Origin of the sequence: Streptomyces sp. NPDC060205, assembly GCF_042728395.1 — a bacterium.
In the GTDB taxonomy this organism is placed as follows: Bacteria; Actinomycetota; Actinomycetes; order Streptomycetales; family Streptomycetaceae; genus Streptomyces.
Genome location: NZ_JBHWZP010000165.1, coordinates 1 through 20,750, shown reverse-complemented (window position 1 = coordinate 20,750; position 20,750 = coordinate 1). Strand labels below are relative to the sequence as shown.

15 protein-coding genes are annotated in these 20,750 nt (G+C 70.8%); 6 read left to right on the top strand and 9 right to left on the bottom strand.

The features are described 5' to 3' along the window. Positions 1 to 227: 227 nt before the first annotated feature. Positions 228 to 1,148, bottom strand: coding sequence for a LysR family transcriptional regulator (locus ACFWGJ_RS26205; protein ID WP_387328995.1), 921 nt, complete (start codon positions 1,146 to 1,148; stop codon positions 228 to 230). 185 nt (positions 1,149 to 1,333) lie between these two features. Between ACFWGJ_RS26205 and ACFWGJ_RS26200 the strand changes: the two genes are divergently transcribed. Continuing rightward, entirely contained in the window at positions 1,334 to 2,590 is a 1,257-nt protein-coding gene (locus tag ACFWGJ_RS26200; protein ID WP_387328993.1) for an MFS transporter, read from the top strand. A 301-nt stretch (positions 2,591 to 2,891) separates the two neighbouring features. Next, the gene (locus tag ACFWGJ_RS26195) at positions 2,892 to 3,719 is read left to right on the top strand and encodes an MHYT domain-containing protein (RefSeq protein WP_387328990.1); all 828 of its coding nucleotides are present in this window, start codon (positions 2,892 to 2,894) and stop codon (positions 3,717 to 3,719) included. On the opposite strand, the gene ACFWGJ_RS26190 is transcribed toward ACFWGJ_RS26195, so the two are convergent. From ACFWGJ_RS26190 to ACFWGJ_RS26180, 3 genes are read right to left on the bottom strand one after another with little or no spacing between them, the layout of a single operon-like run. Beyond that, positions 3,711 to 4,532 carry a hypothetical protein gene (locus ACFWGJ_RS26190; RefSeq protein ID WP_387328987.1) on the bottom strand — a complete coding sequence of 274 codons (822 nt, stop codon included), beginning with the start codon at positions 4,530 to 4,532 and terminating at the stop codon, positions 3,711 to 3,713. The genes ACFWGJ_RS26195 and ACFWGJ_RS26190 overlap by 9 nt on opposite strands. Continuing rightward, a complete protein-coding gene (locus ACFWGJ_RS26185) occupies positions 4,529 to 4,924 on the bottom strand; it encodes a TraR/DksA family transcriptional regulator (protein ID WP_387328985.1) in 396 nt (131 codons plus the stop codon). Before ACFWGJ_RS26185 ends, ACFWGJ_RS26190 begins: the two co-directional genes overlap by 4 nt. A 46-nt stretch (positions 4,925 to 4,970) precedes the next feature. After that, complete coding sequence (locus ACFWGJ_RS26180; RefSeq protein ID WP_387328983.1) at positions 4,971 to 5,309, bottom strand: TraR/DksA family transcriptional regulator; 339 nt, start codon at positions 5,307 to 5,309, stop codon at positions 4,971 to 4,973. Positions 5,310 to 5,622: 313 nt separating this feature from the next. Between ACFWGJ_RS26180 and ACFWGJ_RS26175 the strand changes: the two genes are divergently transcribed. Then, the gene (locus tag ACFWGJ_RS26175; RefSeq protein ID WP_387328980.1) at positions 5,623 to 6,564 is read left to right on the top strand and encodes a HAMP domain-containing sensor histidine kinase; all 942 of its coding nucleotides are present in this window, start codon (positions 5,623 to 5,625) and stop codon (positions 6,562 to 6,564) included. An 18-nt stretch (positions 6,565 to 6,582) separates the two neighbouring features. Beyond that, positions 6,583 to 7,248 carry a response regulator gene (locus tag ACFWGJ_RS26170; protein ID WP_387328977.1) on the top strand — a complete coding sequence of 222 codons (666 nt, stop codon included), beginning with the start codon at positions 6,583 to 6,585 and terminating at the stop codon, positions 7,246 to 7,248. Positions 7,249 to 7,339: 91 nt separating this feature from the next. Here ACFWGJ_RS26170 and ACFWGJ_RS26165 read toward each other — a convergent pair whose 3' ends face one another. The 5 genes from ACFWGJ_RS26165 to ACFWGJ_RS26145 form a co-directional block, all read right to left on the bottom strand. After that, positions 7,340 to 7,837, bottom strand: a complete 498-nt coding sequence (locus tag ACFWGJ_RS26165; RefSeq protein WP_387328974.1) for a MarR family winged helix-turn-helix transcriptional regulator — start codon at positions 7,835 to 7,837, stop codon at positions 7,340 to 7,342. Between the two features lie 55 nt (positions 7,838 to 7,892). Beyond that, a complete protein-coding gene (locus ACFWGJ_RS26160) occupies positions 7,893 to 8,324 on the bottom strand; it encodes an STAS domain-containing protein (protein ID WP_387328970.1) in 432 nt (143 codons plus the stop codon). After that, complete coding sequence (locus tag ACFWGJ_RS26155; RefSeq protein ID WP_387328968.1) at positions 8,321 to 9,454, bottom strand: B12-binding domain-containing protein; 1,134 nt, start codon at positions 9,452 to 9,454, stop codon at positions 8,321 to 8,323. The genes ACFWGJ_RS26160 and ACFWGJ_RS26155 overlap by 4 nt, the downstream gene beginning before the upstream one ends. Then, on the bottom strand, positions 9,451 to 11,022 hold the full coding sequence (locus ACFWGJ_RS26150) for a PP2C family protein-serine/threonine phosphatase (RefSeq protein ID WP_387328965.1): 1,572 nt from the start codon (positions 11,020 to 11,022) through the stop codon (positions 9,451 to 9,453). The genes ACFWGJ_RS26155 and ACFWGJ_RS26150 overlap by 4 nt, the downstream gene beginning before the upstream one ends. A 322-nt stretch (positions 11,023 to 11,344) precedes the next feature. After that, a complete protein-coding gene (locus ACFWGJ_RS26145) occupies positions 11,345 to 14,788 on the bottom strand; it encodes a CARDB domain-containing protein (RefSeq protein WP_387328962.1) in 3,444 nt (1,147 codons plus the stop codon). A 533-nt stretch (positions 14,789 to 15,321) separates the two neighbouring features. Here ACFWGJ_RS26145 and ACFWGJ_RS26140 point away from each other — a divergent pair. Next, positions 15,322 to 19,608 carry a discoidin domain-containing protein gene (locus ACFWGJ_RS26140; protein WP_387328959.1) on the top strand — a complete coding sequence of 1,429 codons (4,287 nt, stop codon included), beginning with the start codon at positions 15,322 to 15,324 and terminating at the stop codon, positions 19,606 to 19,608. A gap of 91 nt (positions 19,609 to 19,699) precedes the next feature. Next, positions 19,700 to 20,713 carry a LacI family DNA-binding transcriptional regulator gene (locus ACFWGJ_RS26135; RefSeq protein WP_387328957.1) on the top strand — a complete coding sequence of 338 codons (1,014 nt, stop codon included), beginning with the start codon at positions 19,700 to 19,702 and terminating at the stop codon, positions 20,711 to 20,713. Positions 20,714 to 20,750: the final 37 nt, after the last annotated feature.

The window sequence follows — 20,750 nt, the reverse complement described above, 5'->3', positions numbered from 1 at the left end:
CCGACCGCCTCGACGAGTCCGCGCAGGCCGGGGTGCAATCCTCACGCCCGTTCGCCACGACCGGCCCCGTAACTCCCGCGGGAGTTCCGGGGCCGCTTCATGTCCGGTTCAGGAGAGCCGGGCCTGCCGCCGAACGTGTCGATCGCGGACCGCGCAGCCTCTTCCGTCGTGCGCCGGTGGGAGCAGTCGTCCGACGGCGCGCGGTGACGGCCCGGTGCGCCGGACCACTACGCCCACGCCGGTGTCCAGGTCCCCGCGCCGGAGTGGCCGCGCGCTCCGGAGCAGTGGTGGTCGCGGAGCGCGGCGAGTGCCGGATGGGCGTTGTCGCGATGCCACAGCAGGGAGTGCGGATAGACCGGGGCCGGATCCTTCACCGCGATGCGCCGCAGCCCTTGGTCCGCGGGCCAGCCGAAACCGGTCTGCTCGCCGACGAAGGTGGCCAGTGACAGGGAGTCGGCGAGCGTGTCCAGCAGGGGCTTCACACCGAAGTCGGGGCCGGTGACCTCGATGGTGAGCCCGAACGCGGCGGCGAGATCGCCGTAGTAGGCCGCCCACTCGGTGCCGGCGACGATGCCGGGCATCCAGATCCGGTGGCCCACGAGCTCGGCGGGAGTGACCGCGGTGGCGTCGGCGAGCGGGTGGCCCGGCCCCACGAGGAGCTGGACGGGCTCGTCGAAGGCGCGGGCGGCTTCGACGCCTGCCGGAAGCCGGCTTGCGGTGACGGCCCGGAAGGACGCGTCCACCGTGCCGGACCGGATCGCGTCGACCGCCGCGTCGGCGTCGAAGAGCGTCACCACATCGAGCTCGATGCCAGGGTGCGCACGATGGAAGTCACGCACCAGGTCGGCGGGCGCCAGCCGGCGGCCGATCACATCGACACGCAGCGCGCGACGGCCGGGCCGCACGGAGTCGACCGCCCGCTCCTCGGCCCGCAGGAGATCGCGGGCGTGGGGCAGGAACGCCTGGCCGTCGACGGTGAGCTTCGCCCCGCGCGCGGTTCGGGCGAACAACCGCACCCCGAGAGCCTTCTCCAGCGCGGCGACCCGTTTGGAGACGGCCTGCTGGGTGATCGCCAACTCGTCGGCGGCGTCCTGGAACCGGCCCATGTCCGCCGCGGCCACGAACGTACGCACGGCATCGAGATCCACGCCGACGACCTTAGCTGCACGGCGACGCTCACCAGCGCGGGCGACGGTCACCGGCGCCCGGTGACTGCCACAACGATCGGTTGTGCGGCCCCGGTGCCTCGGTTGTTTGATCTCGTGATCTGCTACTCGCTTTGATGCCGACGACCGGTGTGCGGTCGTTGGGATCGGCGAGGGGTGCAGCGGGGATGGCGGGCGGACGGACGCTGGGACGGCGTTTCACCTGGTTGTGGGCGGCCTTCGCCGTCAGCGCGTACGGCACCGGAATCGGGTTCGGTGCCTTCCCCCTGATCGCGGTGCTGGTGCTGCGCTCCGGACCGGCCCAGGTGGCGGCGCTGGCCGCCGTGGGGCGTGCCGTGGGAGCCGTGATGGCGGTGCCCCTGGGACCGTGGGTGGAGTTCCGTCGTAAACGGCCGGTCATGATCGCGATGGACCTGACGCGCTTCGCGGCGCTGATGAGCGTCCCCGCCGCGTTCGCGCTCGGCCGGCTCGGCTTCGCCCAGCTCCTCCTCGTCTGCGTCGTGGTCGCCACGGCCGACATCGCGTTCCGGGCGGCGAGCGGCGCGTATCTGAAGGGGCTCCTGCCGCCAGCCGACCTGCTGGTCGCCAACAGCCGCTTCGAGTCCACGACCTGGACCTCCACCATGGTCGGACCGCCGCTCGGCGGGTACGCGATCGGGGTGTTCGGCCCGGTGACGACCCTGGTGGCCAACGCGGTCAGCCATCTGCTCTCGGCGCTGGGCATCCGCGCCATCGGCGGCGGCGAGCCCGTTCCCGCCCGAACCGGCGCGCCCCGGCTGCGCGCCCGTGATCTGCTCGAAGGCTGGCGCCACATCCTCGCCCACCCCGTGCTGCGCCCGTTGCTCCTCAACGCCGTCGTGGTCAACGGCCTGATCATGGCCTCCGAGCCGCTGCTCGCCGTACTCCTGCTGGACGGCCTCGGGTTCACTCCCTGGCAGTACGGCCTGGTGTTCGCGGCACCCTGCGTCGGAGGCCTGGTCGGCGCACGCCTCGCGCACCGGCTCGTGGCGCGGTTCGGTCGGCACAGGGTGCTCCGCACCGCCGGGGCGCTGCGGGCGTGCTGGCCTCTCGGCCTGGCGTTCGTCCAGCCCGGCGTCCCCGGGATGGTGCTCGTCATCGTCGTCCAGCTCGGCCTGGTGACCTGCTGCGGTGTGTTCAACCCGGTGCTCGCCACCTACCGCCTCGACCACACCGGCCCCGGCCGGGTCGCCCGCATCCTGACCGCCTGGTCGGTCAGCAGCAGCGCCGCCATCGCGGCCATGACCGCCGCCTGGGGTCTCCTCGCGGCCCTCATCGGCGCCCGTACCGCCATCGCGGTCGCCGGAGTCGTCCTCCTGGCCACCCCGCTGCTGCTCCCACGCCGCCCGGCGGAGCACACCCCGAGTGGCGAAGGCCAGATCGATACGGTCAAAAGCGAGCTATAGGTGCAATATGCGTGATGGCATGCAGGAGGAATATGCCTGTACAAGTCTCAATTTGATTGCGCCAAAGGTCCCAGAGTGACAAGCGGGGTGCGCATACCTAGCATTGACCACCCGCTCACCCCCCGAGGCCGTGACATGACGGAACGTCATGTTCTGTGCCGCCGTCCGCCCCCAGGGTCGGTTCCGGAGCGCGTCGGACACAGCTGCCGGTGAACCCGGCTCGTCCGCCCGCCCGGACGGTTCTGCGGAAAGGTTCCTGCAACGCGAGCCCGTACGGGTTCCGCGGTCCGAAAGGCGTTCGGTGAACAGCACAGTCAGCCAGTTCAACTACGGAATGATCACCCCGGTCATCGCGTTCCTGATGGCCTGCGCCGGTGCGGCGCTCGGTCTGCGCTGCACGACACGGTCGGTGCGCATGGGCGCGCAGGGCCGCAGAGCCCCATGGCTCACCCTCGGCGCGATCTGCATCGGCTCCGGCATCTGGACGATGCACTTCATCGCCATGATCGGGTTCACCATCGACGGCGCGTCGATCCGGTACGACCGTGCCCTCACGTTCCTCAGCCTCGGTGTCGCGGTGGCCGTGGTCCTGCTCGGTGTGTTCATCGTGGGGTACCGCGGCGCCTCGCCCTTCACCCTGGGCGTGGCCGGGGTGATCACCGGCGCGGGCGTGGCGGCGATGCACTACATCGGAATGAACGGCATGAAGTTCGCCGGGCACATGACCTTCGACCCCGTGACGGTCGGACTGTCGGTCCTGATCGCCGTCACGGCGGCCACCGCCGCGCTCTGGGCGGCCGTGTCCCTGCACACCCTGGCGTCCGCCGCGGCCGCGAGCGTCATCATGGGCGTCGCCGTCACGGGCATGCACTACACCGGCATGGCCGCCATGAGCGTGCACGTCGACGCGGGCTCCCGGGTCCAGGGCCAGTCCTCGACGGATCTGCTCTTCTCCCTGATCCCCATGGTGGGCGGACCGATCGTCGTCCTGGTCCTCGCCGCCGTGATCGTCATGTTCGACCCCGACATGCTGGTCGGCAACGAGCCCGTACAGACCCGCCCGGGGCAGGAGCCGGAGTCCGCGTCCGTCGCGGACACGCGGCCCACCGCGTCCTGGCCCTCACTCTGATCCCGCGCCGCCGCCGACGACCGGCAGCGACGGGTGGGCGTGGGCGGTGCGCAGGAGGTGCGCGGCGCCACGGACCGCCGCCGTGTGCGGGGCCGGTACGGGCCGCGCGGGTGCGTGCAGCCTGCCGCCGAGACGGTAGGTGATGTCGGGGCGCAGGGCGCCCCCGCCGGCGAGGAGCACACCCCGCTGGAGGGCGTCGAGCGTCTCGGGGGTGCGGTCCTGTTCCAGCATGCCGGTCACCATGGCGACGATCGCGTCCGCGATCAGCGAGGGTGGCGTGTGCCGGTCCAGGTCACCGGTGCCGAGGACGGTGTGGCGGGCGTCGGCCACCGCGCCCTCGGCGAGCAGTGTGACCTCGGTGAGATGGGCCCCGATGTCCACCACGAGCAACGGGCGCCTCAGGTCGGCATCCACGGCCGTGGCCACCGCGCGTGCGGTGGGGACCGTCAGCACCGTACGCGGGCGCAGGACCTCGACGGCGGTGCGCGCCTGGGCCCGGTAGGCGACCCCGCCCAGCACGGGGGTCGTGAGAATGAGCAGCGGGCGGCCGAAGCGGGGCAGCCGGTGGCCGAGCAGCCGGTCCAGCATCCGGGAGGTACCGGGGGCGTCGACGATGGCGCCGCGCTGAATGGGGTACGTGGCGCCGCCTCCCGGGAAGGTCACCGTGGGCACGTCGAGGATCGTCCGTCGTCCGGACGTCCAGGCGCGCGTGCGGGCGCTGCCCAGGTCGAGGGCGATGCCTGAGCAGTGCCGGCACCAGGGCCAGGAGCGGTGCCGGCCCACGCGGCGGCGGACGTCCCGTGAGGTGGTCATCGGCCGGCCTCCCTGACCTGCTGGCAGCGGGAGCAGTAGCGGCCCTGCGGCACGACCGTCAGACGTGCGCGGCCGATGGGCTCCTGGCACAACTGGCAGAAGCCGTAGCCGCCCTGGTCCATGCGGGCGAGCGCGGCCTCGATGTCGGCGAGGACCATGCGGGCGGAGGCGGCGAGCTTGCCGCGGACCTCGGCCCGGGGGCCGCTCCGGCGGTCGCATGGCGCGTCGGTGCGGCCCGTGCCGGATGCCGGGAACTCCCGCGCCTGCTCCAGTTGCCTCAACTGCTCCTGGCGGAACAGGCGTTGCTCGTGCAGGTTCTCGCGAAGTGCGGCCAGTTCGTCGGCCGACAAGGCCGTGTCGTGGTCGTCGATGATGGGTTGTTCGGTCACCATGTCACCCCCGGGGCAGGGCGGATCTCGCAGGGCGGACGGGCTGTCGTCAGACGGTGCCGTGTCGGCAGGGGACGCAGAACCGCGCGTACGGCAGGATCTCCAGCCGCTCGACCGGAATGGGCTTCGCGCAGTCGAGGCAGTCGCCGTACCTGCCGTTCCGGACGCGGTCGAAGGCGTCCTCGACCTCGGCGAGGACCCGCCGGATCGTGTCCTTCTGCGCGGACACCACGTGTTCCTCCGACTCCGGTTCCGCGTCCGTCCCCGCCTCGTCGAGGGCCAGCAGCTGTGTGAGGCGGGAGTTGCGTTCGTGTTCGAGGCGTTGGAGGGCTTCGTGCGCAGACAGTCGCTCACGTCGGGTTCCGGGCAGGGGGGTGTCCAGTGACATGGTGGGGTCCTTTACGCCGTCGGTCCGGGTTCCGGAGGGTTGGTCGCTTCCCACCCTGGCCGGTACGCCGTACGAATCCCATCGGGCGCGATACCCATCCGCGGCCGGGTCCCGGGGCCCATCGGGCAGTGGGCAGCCGGCATCCGCACAATGGGCATTGATGCCCATCGACGGTGGAACCGGGAGCAGGCAGGCTTGGGCGGGAGATCGGCACACGAAGCGGACCGGCACACGAAGCGGACCGGCACACGAAGCGGACCGGCACACGAAGAAGGCCGGAGAAGGCCGGTACACGAGGAAAGGCGTCATCCCGTTGTCCCTGTTCTGGCGGATCTTCGCGCTCAACGCGGTGGTGCTCGGCATCGCCACCGCGCTGCTGCTGCTGGCTCCGGTCACCGTCTCCGTACCGGTGGTGCTCACCGAGGCGGTCATCCTCGTCTCGGGCCTGGCCGTCATGCTGGTCGCCAACGCGGCCCTGCTGCGGATCGGCCTGGCCCCGCTGGACCGGCTCACCCGGCTGATGACCACCGTCGACCTGCTGCGTCCCGGGCAGCGGCTGCCGGAACAGGGCCACGGCGAGACCGCCGAACTGATCCGCACCTTCAACGCGATGGTCGAGCGCCTCGAACACGAACGGGCCACCAGCAGCGCCCGCGTCCTGGTCGGACAGGAGGCGGAGCGCCGCCGTATCGCCCAGGAACTGCACGACGAGGTGGGCCAGAGCATGACCGCGATCCTGCTGGTCCTCAAGCGCACGGCGGACGAGGCCGACGAGCCCCTGCGCGGTGAACTGCGCCAGGTGCAGGAGATCACCCGGGGGAGCCTCGACGAGGTACGCCGTGTGGTGCGCCGACTGCGGCCGGGCGTACTGGAGGATCTCGGCCTCATCAGCGCCCTGACCTCGCTGACCACAGAGTTCACCACCCACGCGGGTCTGCGCGTCGTGCGGCGCTTCGACCCCGGCCTGCCCGCGCTGGACCCGCAGACGGAACTGGTCCTGTACCGCGTCGCCCAGGAGGCCCTGACCAACACGGCCCGCCATGCCGAGGCCGGCCGGGTCGAGGTGAGTCTGCACTACGTCGGCGGGCAGGTGGTGCTGGACGTCAGCGACGACGGCCGCGGTTCCGGCGTCGCCCGCGAAGGGGCGGGCATCACCGGCATGCGCGAGCGGGCCCTGCTGATCGGGGCAGCGCTGGACGTCACCTCCGAACCGGACGCCGGTACGCAGGTCCGCCTGACCGTGCCCGTCGTCTAGGAAAGCAGCCGAGCAGCCATGACCACGCCCGACACATCACTGATCCGTATCCTCCTCGCCGACGACCACGTGCTGGTACGCCGCGGAGTGCGGCTCATCCTCGACGGGGAACCGGACCTCCAGGTCGTCGCCGAGGCCGGGGACGGCGCGGAGGCCGTCGAGCTGGCCCGCACCCATGAGGTCGACCTGGCCGTACTCGACATCGCCATGCCCCGTATGACTGGTCTGCAGGCCGCCCGCGAGCTCGCCGCGCTGAAGCCCGGCGTACGGGTGCTGATGCTGACGATGCACGACAACGAGCAGTACTTCTTCCAGGCGCTGAAGGCGGGCGCCAGCGGATACGTGCTGAAGTCCGTGGCCGACCGTGACCTGGTGGCCGCCTGCCGGGCCGCCATGCGCGACGAACCCTTCCTGTACCCCGGCGCGGTCACCGCGCTGATCCGCAACTACCTCGACCGGGTCCACCACGGCGAGGAGCCGCCCGGCCAGGTGCTGAGCGCACGCGAGGAGGAGGTCCTCAAACTCGTGGCCGAGGGCCACTCCTCGAAGGAGATCGCCGAAATGCTGTTCATCAGCATCAAGACCGTGCACCGGCACCGGGCGAACGTGCTGCACAAGCTCGGCCTGCGCGACCGCCTGGAACTCACCCGCTACGCCATCCGTGTCGGCCTCATCGAGGCCTGAACCTCCGCCCCTGCAAAGCGAGTTCCCGGGTACGGCGCCCTTGGCGCGGACACACGATTGCGCTGTCCGCAGTGCCCCCGTACGCGGGCGCTCAAGCGGCGGTGACTCCGCCGGGGACCCCGCCTTCGCCGTCGGCCGCGAGGAGTTGGGCGTGCAGTGCGGCCAGGCCTTCGGCCAGCGCGTGCCGTTCGGCGTCGGACATGGCGTCCATCGCCTGCCGGAGCATGGTCTCGCGCTGCTCACGGACATGCCGCAGATGGGCTCTTCCCGCCGCGGTCAGCCGGATGGTGACCTCCCGTCCGCTGACGGGACACGGCAGCCGCTCCAGGAAACCGATCGCCTGCAGCCGGTCGCAGAGCCGGCTGACCGAAGGGGGCGCGGCGGCGAGCTGTTCGCACACGACCCGCATCCGTACCCCCTCCTCGCTCTCGACGAGGTACATCAGGCGCAGTTGGGAGGGGGAGGCCGGAGCCGCGGCGGTGGCTCGCCCGGTCCTCTCCCACATCAGGCCGAGCAACTCGGTGACGCCCCCGGTGGACCGGGCGGCCTCGCGCGAGGACCTGCGCGGGACGAGGTCTGGTGCTGGCATGGGCTCCCCGTCGTTGTGCGGCTTCCACGCCGCGGACGATCGGCGGGGAAGGACGTCAGGTGGTGCTGTCCGGTCCGGTGGGGCGGGCCGTCATCGCTTCCCCGCTCGTACGGGAATCCTCTCCCGTACCGACGGAGGGGTTCGCGGTGCCGGTGGGGGACGCCGTGAGGTACTCCAGGCTACCGGTGATGGCCAGCAGCCGCTCCAACGTCGTCGGCCGGTCGTCCAGATGGAGCCGGACACCCGCCGTGTCGACGCGGCGGCGGATCATCAGCAGGATGGACAGGCCCATGGAGTCGACGTTGTCGAGCCCGGCACAGTGCAGATGCAGGTCGTGCAGACGCGGGCGCGCGGCGAGGACGTCGGTGACCGCGGTCAGGAGGCCGTCGGCGGTCTCGTAGTCGAGCTCTCCGTCGAGTTCGATCCGGACCGTGTCCTCGGTGTCGACCGTGGTGAGACGCAGATGGGCAGGGGGAAATATGGTCATGAGCGGCTCTCGGCGGTGCTGTGGTCGACGGGGGCGAGGGACTCGGCGCCGCGTTCGAGGATGCGGACGGCCCGCGGGAAGTCCTTGAGTTCACGGCCCAGAGCGGCCAGGGTCGGCGGCAGGCTGCTCGCGGGCACGCCGCGGGCGGTGAGGATCTGCGCGGTCCAGGTGAGGAACCCGGCGAAGAGATCCTCGTCGCCGAGGTACAGGGCGGTGGCGAGGAAGTCCACGATGTGCGCGAGGTCCTCGGCCGTGCGCTCCAGCTGCACTTCGCTGTACGCGCGCATCGCGGGGAACGCGTCCTGGAGGGCGGTGAAGACCGCGCGCACCAGCGAGGCGCTGTTCCGGGTGATCAGGGTGTATTCCTGGTCGGCCAGGTGGGGCAGGTCGTCCAGCTGCTGGTGGTCGGCCCGCGGACGGGGCAGCGGCCCCTGCGCGAGCCGGTCGGCCGCGGCGCGGGCGTCGGGCGCCCACGCGTCGGCGTCCAGCAGAAAGGCGTACCGGCCGTCCGGACCGAAGGCCGCGCCTCCCACGAGCACGGGAACGCCGACGGCCTGGCACGCGGTGATCGCGGCGTGCGCGGCGGGCAGCCGGGTGGCTATCGAGCTGGAGAGGGCGACCGCGTCGGAGTCGGTGCGGTGCAGATGGGCGATGAGGTGCGGGGAGGGCACCTGGGCGCCGAGATAGTCCACCTGCCAGCCGCGCAGGGTCAGCACTTCGGCGAGGAGGCGGGCGGGCAGCGCGTGCCATTCGCCGTCGACGCAGGCCACCGTGATCCTGCCGCGGGTGGCGGTGGTGCGCGCGGCGGGGTGCCGGGAGAGAGCGGCGACGGCCCGTTCGTTGATGGCGGTCGCCGCGTGTTCCTGGGCCACGCTCAGGCGGTCGGCGGCCCACTCCTCGCCCACCTTGCCCTGGACGCGGGCGATGACGTCCAGCAGCACGCTCTCCGGGTCGACACCGCGTTCCAGTGCGCCCAGCACCACCTCGACGGCCGTGTACTCGTCGGCCGCGCAGACGGCGTCCCACAGCTCGTCGGCCAGCTGCTCGACAGAGGCTTCGCCGACCGACGCGCCAACGCGCTGAGCGACGGGTCCGGTGCCTGGAGGGCGGTGCGGTGTACGGGTGCTCATGCAGTGAACCTGCCCCGGGTGTGGCCGTTCACCGCACTGAGATGGTGCGTACGGGGTGCGGAGATCACGACGACGGCCATGTCGTCGTGCCGCCCCTTGCCGACCCACTGGGAAGCGAGCATCTGGACGCGCTCCACGATGCTCTCGGACGGCATGCCCGCGCACTCCGCCAGAACGCGCTTGAGCCGTTCCTCACCGAACTGGACGCCGCCCATCGGCCCGCCCTCGGCCTCCGTGATCCCGTCGGTGTAGAGCACGCACGATTCTCCGGGCGCGAGGGTGAGGGCGGTGGTGTGGGCGGGCGCCTCCGGCATGGCCCCCACCAGGGTGCCCCGGGTCTCGGCCTCCTCCACCGTGCCGTCCGCACGGACGATCAGCGGGGGCTGGTGTCCGGCGCTGGTCAGCCGCAGGTTCACCGCGTTGCCGTCCCGTACGGCGGAGGCCAGGACCAGCGTCACGAACCGGGTGTGGTGGGAATTGAGCAGCGCGGTGTTCAGCAGACTGATCATCCGCTGATGGTCGTCGGCCAGGGGAAGCAGCGCGTGCAGGGTGTTGCGGATCTTCCCGGTCAGTACGGCCGCTTCGAGACCCTTGCCGCACACGTCCCCGAGGGCGACCAGCGACGCCTCGCCCTCGACGGCGGCCGGGTGCACGTCGTAGAAGTCGCCGCCGACCCGCTCGTGGTCCGCGGACGGCCGGTAGCCGCCGGCGTAGTCCACGCCCGCGATCTGGTGCAGCGAGGGCGGCAGCAGCTCACGCATCAGCACTTCGGTGATCGAGGTCTGCTCCGCGTACAGCCGGGCGGCCGACATCGCGGCCCCGGCACGCGCGGCGAACAGCCGGGCGAAGACCTCCTCGCTCTCGGTGAACGCCGCGCCGCCGGAACGGCGCAGCAGGACGAGCGCGCCGGCCGGGACGCCGTGGCCGGGCAGCGGGGTGATCACTATCGATCCGACCGTGCCGAACCCCTCGGGCACCATCCAGACCGGCGCGGCGGAGGGATCGATCCACCGTGAGGGCACCGGCGGGAACCCGCGCAGCGCCTCACCGAGCCCCGGTACCTCGTCGGGGTCCACCGACTCGTGGGCCAGTACGGGGGTGCCGCCGCGCAGACAGGTCACCACCGGCAGCCGTCGTCCGTGGGTCGGCGCGATCACCAGGGCGGCGTCGGCGAGATGCTCCGCGGCCAGCTGTGCGGTCACGTCCATGCAGCGTCCCAGATTGAGGGAGGAGAGCAGCGTGCTGGACGCCTCGGCCAGGAACGCGGTCCGCTTGCGCTCCATGCGCAGGGCCTTCTGCGCGAGCAGGTGATCGGTGTCGTCGACCAGCCACCAGACCACCGTGCCGTCGTCCCGCGGGCTGGGATGGGCCTCGAAGGTGCGCTCACCGATCAGGCCCGTCACCGGTGCGTCCGCCTCCTGACCGGTGGGCGAACCGGGGGCCTGTCCAGGGGCCCGCAACGCGTCGTGCGCCGCCGACAGCCAGGCCGGCACCACGTCCGCGAAGGGTGTACCGGGCCGGATCCCGGGCAGCAGAACGTCCGCGGCATCATTGTGCAGCACGACCATGCCCTGGTCGTCAGCGACCAGAACGGGATACGGGGCGTCACCCCAGAGGGACGCCTGCTGCGCACCGACACCGGTTTGCGCTTGGGTGGAGACCAAAAATAGAGGACCCGCTGGGCGAATCCCTCACCTCACAACTCGTGGAAAACATTGCCTCACGGCAACAATCCCTCATGTCGTCGCTCCTGGCAACCACGCCTGGTGCGCACCGGACCGGACGGAACGGCTCTCCGGCCCCTGTCGCAGGGGCCGGAGACCCGTTGTCCATGCCGGATGTTCAGCCATTCGGCCGTTCAGGCGTCCAGCCGTTCGACCATGCGTCGGTTCAGCGGTTGAGGCGGGCGGCGGACGCCCCGACGGGCGCGCCGGTGATGGTGAACTGCGAGCCCGGCTCGATGAGCACGCTCCCTTCGGCCGAGTCGGTGATCGTGACGTTCGTCAGGGCGGCGCTGCCCCGGGCCCCGCTCATCGCGAGGATGCCGGAGCCGTTCCTCGACCCGTCGATCCTCACGTCGGTGATCTTCACGCCCGGCATCGAGCCGCCACCCGTCTTGAACTGGATGCCGTCGTACGTCGAGTCGTGGATCTCGGTGTCACGGATCGTGACGCCGGGGATGTCCTGACCCTGGGCGAACAAGGTGATGGCTCCGAACTCCTGGTCCTCGTTCCAGAACGCGCCGCCGGTGCGGTGCAGGGCGTTGCCCGCGATGAGGGTCTGCCCGGTGAAGGGGAGCGGGTCGTGGTCGGTGGCGAGCATGATGCCGGGGTAGTTCATCGTGTCGGCGATGACGTTGTTCTCGATGGTGTTGCCGTAACCGCCGTACACCGCGATGCCGTTGGCCCGCCACGGCAGCTGGATCGTGTTGTTGCGGAAGTGGTTGTCGTGGCCGATGTCGACCGAGGTGTCCTTCACGTACTTGCTGGACCACACGGCGAGCGCGTCGTCACCGGTGTTGCGGAAGGACGAGTTGTACACGGTCGAGTTACGGGTGCCGTTGGCGAAGTTGATGCCGTCGGCGTAGGTGTTGCGGATGCGGACGCCGGAGAACTCCAGCCCGTCGCCGGGGCCCCACAGTTCGGGGATGTTGGAGTAGTCGCGGCCGGCCCACACACCGACGTTGGCGTGCTCGATCCACACGTTGGTGATCTTCGTGCCCTTGCCGAAGCGGCCGTTGAGACCCACACCGCCCTCGGCGTTGCCGTCACCGCCCCGGATGGTGCCCGAGCCGAAGATGGCGATGTCGGAGATCTGGGTGTTGTGGTCGATGTCGAAGCCGAAGTTGCCCTCGTGCGGGTGGTTGATGCCACCGGCCTGGTGCGGCGGGGTGAGCGTGTAGAGCTGGGAGTGCCACATGCCCGCACCCTTGATGGTGACGTCCCGGATGCCGACCTGGTTGTACTGGCCGCGGTTGAGCGGGTCGTCGGTGAGGATCTTCTGCTCCTGGCGCCACTGCCCGGCCGGGATCCACACGCAGGAGATCGTGCCGTTCTGGTCGGCGGTGACCGCCCGCTGGAGGGCGTCGGTGTCGTCGAGCCCGTCGTTCGGGACGGCCCCGTACTCGGTGATCGAGGTGCAGTTGGCCGGCTTGCCGGTGGCGGGCGCGACCTGCTCCAGGTCGACCAGGTCGATGACGTAGAACGCGGCGGTGTCGCCCGCGTCCCGCTGCAGTCGGAACTTGGTGCCGACGGGGTAGGACTGCGCCAGCAGCGCGTGCGACTCGTCGAAGAGCCGGCGTGCGTCACCGCCGGGCGTGTTGGTCAGTCCCTCAGGGTCGTCGGTGGTCCCGTACAGCCAGCTGTGCTTCGACGACAGGTCGAGCTTCTGCACGAAGGTGTCGTTGGCGTACAGGCTGATCGTGGCCTGCGCCCCGCCCCCGCTCGCCGCGTCGGGGATCGAGTTGCGCACCACGATCGAGTTGGCGGGCGTGGTCGAGGTGAACTCGACGAACTGGCCGGTGGAGTTGAGCCGGACGGACTTGCGGCCGGAGGACTCGGTGGCGAAGTTGGTGTGCCCGAAGGTCCGCTTGGCGTCGGCGGTCAGGAGGGTGCCCTGGTAGCGGCCGTCCTCCGCCTCCAGTTCGGTGTACGGGACGGCGGCGCCGCGGCCGACGACGAGTGACTTGGCGAGCACGTTGTTGTTCTCGTTGGTCTCGGTGACGACTCCGGTGGCGTCGGCGGTCGCGGTGAGGGTGGCCCCGCCCGCGGTCGCCGTCCAGGTGCCGCTGATGGCGACGTTCACGGTGGCGCCCGCCGCCACCTGGGCGGTGGTGCCGTTGAGCGTGGTGGAGCCGACCTGGAGCCTGGTCACGGAACCGGCCGCCGCGGCGGTGGTGCCGCGGTTGTGCACGGCCACGGTGAAGGAGACGGACGAGCCGACGGCCGGGTTGGCCGGGCTGCTGGTGATGCCGCTGACTTCGAGGTCGGGGCCGGGTGCCTGGCCGACGACCAGCCGGGACGCGGCGGTGCGGCTGTTGTTGCTGTCGTCGAGTTCGGCGACGGTGTTGCGCGGGTCGACCACGGCGGAGACGCCGTAGCTGCCGGCCGGCCGGGTGCCCGTGGCGACGGCCACGGTGGCGGACGCGCCGGGTTCGAGCGCGGGTACGTTTCCGCTGCCCGCGACCGTGCCCTCCAGGCTCGCTTCGACGGTCGTGGCGGCCGAGCGTGCCGTGCCCGCGTTGCGGACGGTGGCGTTGACGGTCACCGAGTCCCGTTCGGAGGGCGAGGCGGGGGTCCAGTCCAGGCCGGTGACGGTCAGGTCGGGCGCGGGTGCGGCGGTCCCGACGATCTGGAACTCGGCGACCTGGCCGCCGGGCGCCCCGGTGTTGGAGAAGAACCGCAGCCGGACGTCGGACCAGCGGCCGGTGACCGGGATGGTCACCGCGTTGTTGTCCCGGGAGGGGCTGAAGGCGTAGTCGGCGCGGTCGCGCAGCGAGGTGAAGCCGCTCGCCGAGTTCTCCCGGCCGAACACCTGGATGCCCTGGGTCCTGGCGCCCCACGCCTGGTCCGGGTTGAGCTTGACCACGACGGCGGTGATGTCCGCGTCGGCGCCCAGCTTCACGGTCAGGTCGGAGGGATGGCCCGCCGCCTCCCAGTAGGTGGAGGCGGAGTCGTCGGTGGCGTTGGCGGCCACGTACGACTGGACCGACGAAGTGGCCTCGACGGGCTTGTTGCGCGCCAGGTTGGTGCCTGTGGGCGGCGGAGTGGTGCCGCCGTCGTCGCCGATCACCTCCAGCTCGGAGAGCTGGGCGGCGTTCCAACCGGTGTTCCCGGTGATGTTCACGCGGACATAGCGGGTCGTGGCGGGGGAGGTGAGGGTGACCGGGACGGTGTTGGCCTGTGCCGGGTTGAACGCCCGGCCCGTCGAGGCCGCGAGGGTGCTGAAGCTGGAGCCGTCGGTGCTGCCCTGGAGGGAGAGCGTCTGGCTACGGCTCTCCCAGGCGGCGGGCAGCTTGAGCACCACCTGGTCGACGGTGCGGGTCGCGCCGAGGTCGACCTGGACCCACTGCGGGAAGGACCCGGTCGGCCCCTCCCAGTAGGAGGCCTGGGAACCGTCGGTGACGTTCCCGGCGGTGTACGAGCCGTTCGAGCCGCCCGCCGTGGCCGGCCGGCCGAGCGCGAGGTTGACGGCCGCGGCCTTGGCCCCCTCGGTGTCGGGGGCGGTGGCGGCCCGGGCGCTCGACGTGAGGGCCAGCGGTATCAGCCCGGTCGTCATGAGCGCGGCTATGACGGCACCGGTCAGTGACCGGCGGCCGAGGGGTCTCCATCTCATGGGGGTCCTCTGTTCCGTTGTTCCGTGGGGGAGCTTCGGGGGAGCGGTAGCAGGGCACGGCAGTCGGCATGGGCATACCGGGGCAGGCACGGGGAGTGCGGGAGAGGGAGGGGAGTGTCCGACGAGGAATGCACCGGCCTTGCACGTAAATTGAGCTGCGCAGTCGATTCTTTGCGGAAACTACGCCCACAGGTTTCTAGCCTGTCTCCGCTTTGTCAACGGTCCCGGTACCACCGGTAGTTGACGTGGAAGCGGCTTGCATCGCTTGCGTCCCCACTTGCGTTTTTCGACAGTCCGCACGAAAGCCGCTGGCCCGGCGCCGCAGCAGGTGGAGGAGGGCAGCAGGGTGGCGTTTCGGACATGCTCACGCCATAGACGTACTGCCGAGCGTCTGCAACTCTCTGATCGATCGACGCAAAAGAGAGTGCTCTTCACCGCACATTGAAGCGCGATGCGCCGACCCCCACGGAAACCCACCCACACAGCCGCCCCGGGACCGCCCACCGCCGGACCGGGACGGAGATCGGGGACACATGAGACCGCAACGCCGGGGATGGCGGGGGATAGCCGCCGTTCTCTCCACCGCCCTGCTCCTGCTGGGCTGGCCAGCGCTGACCTCCGCCGCGGAGGCCGCCGGGCCCGACCTCGCCGCCGGACGGCCCGCCACCGCCAGCAGCGCCCACGCCGAATACGCCGCGAACAACATCACCGACGGCAACCAGGAAACGTACTGGCAGAGCGCCGGGAGCACCTTCCCCCAGTGGGTCCAGACCGACCTCGGCACCACCGCCCGCGTGGACGAGGTGGTGCTGCGGCTGCCGGCCGGCTGGGAGAGCCGCAGCCAGACCCTGTCCGTCCAGGGCAGCGCGGACGGCACCGGCTTCACCACCCTGAAGACCTCCGCGTCCTACGCCTTCAGCCCCGGCAGCGCCAACACCGTGACGGTGACCTTCCCCGCCGCACAGGCCCGGCACATCCGGATCCAGATCACCGCCAACACCGGCTGGCAGGCCGCCCAGCTCTCCGCGCTGGAGGTCCGCGAGGCCGGTGACTCCTCGGCGAACCTGGCCCGCGGCCGTACCCTCACCGCATCGAGCCACAACGAGACCTATGCGCCGGCCAACGCGGCCGACGGCAACAAGGCCAGCTACTGGGAGAGCCGCAACAACGACCTCCCGCAGTGGATCCAGGCGGACCTGGCCTCCTCCGTGCGCGTCAACCGGGTCGTGCTGCGCCTGCCCGACGGCTGGGGCGCCCGCAGCCAGACCCTGAAGATCCAAGGCAGCGCCAACGGCACCGACTTCACCGACCTCACCGCGTCCAAGGCCTACGCCTTCGCGCCGGGCGACGGCAACTCGGTGACGATCTCCTTCGACGCGACCACCACCCGGTACGTACGCGTCCTGGTCACCGCCAACACCGTGCAGCCCGCGGCCCAGGTGTCCGAGCTGGAGGTCTACGGACCGGCGACCGGCGACACCCAGGCGCCGAGCGCGCCCGCGGACCTCGCCTACACCGAGCCCGCCACCGGCCAGATCCGGCTGACCTGGAAGGCGTCCGACGACAACACCGGTGTCACCGGCTACGACGTGTACGCCAACAACGAGCTGCTGACCAGCGTCGCGGGCACCGTCACCACCTACACCGACAACCGCCCCGGCAACGCCACGGTCTCCTACTTCGTACGGGCCAAGGACGCGGCGGGGAACGTCTCCGGGAACAGCAACACCGTCACCCGCCGCGGCGACAGCGGCGACACCCAGGCACCCACCGCACCATCGAACCTGTCCCTCACCGAACCGGCCGCCGGACAGATCCGCCTCGCCTGGAACGCCTCCAGCGACAACACCGGCGTCACCGGCTACGAGGTGTACGCCAACAACAGCCTGCTCACCACGGTCGGCGGCACGGTCACCACGTACACCGACAACCGGTCCGCGAGCGCCACGGTCTCGTACTTCGTACGGGCCAAGGACGCGGCCGGCAACGTCTCCGGCGACAGCAACACCGTGACCCGCAACGGCACTTCGGGCCCCGGCTCCAACCTCGCGGTCGGCAGGCCGATCACGGCCTCCTCGACCGTGCACACCTTCGTCGCCGAGAACGCCAACGACAACAGCACCTCCACCTACTGGGAGGGCTCCGGCCACCCCGCCACCCTCACCGTGAAGCTCGGCGCCAACGCCGACGTCTCCTCGCTCGTCCTCAAGCTCAACCCGGACAGCGCCTGGGGCGCCCGCACCCAGAACATCCAGGTCCTCGGCCGCGAGCAGGACGCCTCCGGCTTCACGAGCCTGGTCGCCGCGAAGGACTACGCCTTCAGCCCCTCCGGCGGCAACAGCGTGAGCGTGCCCGTCACCGCGCGCGTGGCCGACGTGCAGCTCCGCTTCACCTCCAACACGGGCGCCCCGGCCGGGCAGCTCGCCGAGTTCCAGGTGATCGGCACCGCCGCGCCCAACCCGGACCTTGAGGTCACCGCGCTGACCGCGTCCCCGGCCTCACCGGTCGAGTCCGACGAGATCACCCTGACCGCCACCGTCCGCAACAGCGGCGAGGCCGCCGCACCCGCCAGCGCGGTCGCCCTGCGGCTGGGCGGCACCAAGGTCGCCACCGCGTCCGTCGCCGCCCTCGCGGCCGGCGCGACACGGACCGTCAGCGCCTCCATCGGCGCACGCGACGCGGGCACCTACCAGCTCAGCGCCGTCGCGGACGAAGCCAACGCCGTCATCGAGCAGAACGAGACCAACAACACCTACACCAGCCCCACTTCACTCGTCGTACGCCCGGTCTCCAGCTCCGACCTCGTGCCGGTGCTGACCACCACACCGTCCGGCCCGGCGGACGGCGACACGGTCACCTTCAAGGCCGCCGTACGCAACCAGGGCACCACCGCCTCGGCGGGCGGCGCACACGGCATCACGGTCACGCTCGTCGACTCCAAGGGCGCCACCGTGAAGACCCTGACCGGCTCCCACGACGGCACGATCGCCGCCGGAGCCACCACCGGGGCCGTCACGCTCGGCACCTGGACCGCGGCCAACGGCTCGTACACGGTCCGTACCACGGTCGCCGCCGACGCCAACGAACTCCCGGTCAAACGGGAGAACAACACGGCGAGTCAGTCCCTGTTCGTCGGACGCGGCGCCAACATGCCCTACGACATGTACGAGGCGGAGGACGGCACCACCGGAGGCGGCGCGGCCACCGTCGGACCCAACCGGACCGTCGGCGACCTCGCCGGCGAGGCGTCCGGCCGCAAGGCGGTCACCCTCAACAGCACCGGTGAGTACGTGGAGTTCACTACCAAGGCCGCCACGAACACCCTGGTCACCCGCTTCTCCATCCCGGACTCGGCCGGCGGCGGCGGGATCGACGCCACCCTCAACGTCTACGTCAACGGCACCTTCCGCAAGGCGCTGCCGCTCACCTCGAAGTACGCCTGGCTGTACGGGGCGGAGGCAGGTCCCGGCAACTCGCCGTCCGCGGGAGCCCCGAGGCACATCTACGACGAGGCGCACCTGATGCTGGGCGAGACCGTCCCGGAGGGGGCGAAGATCCGGCTGCAGAAGGACACGGCCAACACCTCCAAGTACGCGATCGACTTCGTCAGCCTGGAGCAGGTCTCACCGGTCGCCAACCCGGACCCGGCCGCGTACGCCGTCCCGGCCGGTTTCGGTCACCAGGACGTGCAGAACGCCCTCGACCGGGTGCGGATGGACACCACCGGCAAGCTCACCGGGGTCTACCTCCCGCCCGGCAACTACGAGACGTCGAGCAAGTTCCAGGTGTACGGCAAGGCCGTGCAGGTGGTCGGCGCCGGGCCCTGGTACACGCAGTTCCACGCCCCGTCGGGCCAGGACAACACCGACATCGGTTTCCGGGCGGAGAACACCGCGAAGGGGTCCTCGTTCAGGAACTTCGCGTACTTCGGCAACTACACCTCCCGTATCGACGGGCCGGGCAAGGTGTTCGACTTCGCAAACGTGTCGGACATGGTCATCGACAACACCTGGACCGAGCACATGGTCTGCATGTACTGGGGAGCCAACACCGACCGGGTGACGATCAGCAACGCGCGGATCCGCAACACGTTCGCCGACGCGATCAACATGACCAACGGGTCGACGGACAACCACGTGGTCAACAACGAGTCCCGGGCCTCCGGGGACGACAGCTTCGCCCTGTTCTCCGCGATCGACGCGGGCGGCGCCGACATGAAGGACAACCTCTACGAGAACCTGACCTCGATCCTCACCTGGCGCGCCGCCGGCATCGCCGTCTACGGCGGCTACGACAACACCTTCCGCAACATCCACATCGCGGACACCCTGGTCTACTCGGGCATCACGATCAGCTCGCTGGACTTCGGCTATCCGATGAACGGGTTCGGCACGTCTCCCACGACCGTCGAGAACGTCTCGGTGGTGCGCTCCGGCGGCCACTTCTGGGGCAACCAGACCTTCCCCGGCATCTGGCTGTTCTCCGCCTCGAAGGTCTTCCAGGGCATCCGCGTCAAGGATGTGGACATCGTGGACCCGACCTACAGCGGAATCATGTTCCAGACCCAGTACGACGCCGGCGGGCGGCCCATCAATCCGATCAAGGACACGGTCCTCACCGACATCTCGATCACGGGCGCCCGCAAGAGCGGGGACGCCTACGACGCCAAGTCCGGCTTCGGACTGTGGGCCAACGAGCTGCCCGAACAGGGGCAGGGTCCGGCGGTCGGTGAGGTCACCTTCAACGGCCTGCGCTTCAGCGGCAACGCCGTGGACGTACGGAACACCACCTCCACCTTCAAGATCAACATCAACCCGTGACATGACACCGACGAGGTAGGGGACGGCACCCGAAGGGAGGCCTACAAGGCTGGCGCAAGCCGTTTGCGCGGCTTGCGCTAGCCTTGCGCTCATGACGCGACGACTTGCTCAGGTAGCCAAGAAGGTTGGAGTCAGCGAGGCCACGGTCAGCCGGGTCCTCAACGGCAAGCCCGGAGTGTCGGACAGCACCCGGCAGTCCGTGCTCACCGCGCTGGACGTCCTCGGCTACGAGCGTCCCACCCAGCTGCGCGGCGAGCGGGCGCGTCTGGTCGGCCTGGTCCTGCCCGAACTGCAGAACCCGATCTTCCCCCTGTTCGCCGAGGTCATCGGCGGCGCGCTCGCCCAGCAGGGGCTCACCCCCGTGCTGTGCACCCAGACCAAGGGCGGCGTCTCCGAGGCGGACTACGTGGAACTGCTGCTCCAGCAGCATGTATCCGGCGTGGTGTTCGCGGGCGGCGGCCTGTTCGCCCAGGCGGACGCGCCGCACGACCACTACCGGCAGCTCGCCGAACGGCGTATCCCGGTCGTGCTGATCAACGCCCCGATCGAGGGGCTCGACTTCCCGTGCGTCTCCTGCGACGACGCCGTGGCGGTGGAGCAGGCGTGGCGCCACCTCACCCTGCTGGGGCACGAGCGCATCGGCGTGGTCCTCGGCCCGAGCGACCACATCCCTTCCCGGCGCAAGCTGGCCGCCGCCCGGGCCGCGGCGGAGGCGGCCGGCGGGTCCCTGCCCGACGCGTACGTGGAGCGGTCGATGTTCTCCCTTGAGGGCGGCCAGGCGGCCACCAGCCGCCTGCTGGACCGCGGTGTCACCGGCGTCGTCTGCGCCAGCGACCCGCTCGCCCTCGGCGCCATCCGGGCCGCCCGCAGGCGGGGCCTTGCGGTGCCCGAGCAGGTCTCGGTCGTCGGCTACGACGACTCCGCCTTCATGAACTGCACCGAGCCCCCGCTGACCACGGTCCGCCAGCCCGTCGAGGCCATGGGGCGCGCCGCCGTGGACCTGCTGTGCGCCCAGATCCAGGGCGCCGAAGTACAGCCCGGCGAGCTGCTGTTCGAGCCGGAACTGGTGGTCCGCGGCTCGACGACGCAGGCGCCGCGCGGCTGATTCGCACGACACCGGCGCGGTGCGGCCGAGTTCGGCC